The sequence below is a fragment of the Vibrio sp. 2130-1 genome (assembly GCF_033339515.1).
The window spans coordinates 1-582 of record NZ_JAWOUT010000520.1 but is presented as its reverse complement, the minus strand read 5'-3'; the positions used below and the strand labels follow the sequence as shown (position 1 = coordinate 582).

Here is a 582-nt window from a genome sequence, read left to right as displayed (position 1 = left end):
AAGCGGCTTGACCCAAGCTAGGCTTGCTATTATTCGAAGTGAAATCAATACAAACCTTGCTAACTACAATGCTAGCCAACAAGAATTGGTTAATGCCAGTCAGCAAGTATCATTTAAGCAGTTGTATGAATCAGTATCTAAATTACAAGCGAATAGCCCTGATAAGTGCCCAGCCTGTAAAACTCCATTGACACAGACAGCCCTGAATCCTTATGCACATGCAGACGAAGAGCTGCAAAAGCTACAGCATCTTGCAGTTTTACAAGCTAAATCCCAAGAATACTATCAGAGCCTTAATCAGTCATTGGCGGAACTATCACAAGTCATTAATGTTTCCTGTGATCGTTTAACAGCTAACCCTCTTCATAAGTTTAGACTTGCCTCTAACATCCAGCCTACAATTAAGTGGTTTAACTCAATGCTTCAACCGTCGCAAGGTGGTTATACGGCTTGGCAACATCTGGAAGCGCAAGTACAACAATTGGAGCAAAGCGATACCGCAGTTGAACAACAAGTCCAAGTTAGAACGGCGAAGCAGCAGGAACTGAATAGGCTACGTGGTTTTGCGAAGAGCATAACTGT

Annotated in this window: 1 pseudogene; it reads left to right on the top strand. The window is 42.6% G+C overall.

The window, feature by feature from the left end:
- A pseudogene (locus R7Q09_RS27170) lies at positions 1 to 582 on the top strand (chromosome segregation protein SMC); the annotation flags it as partial.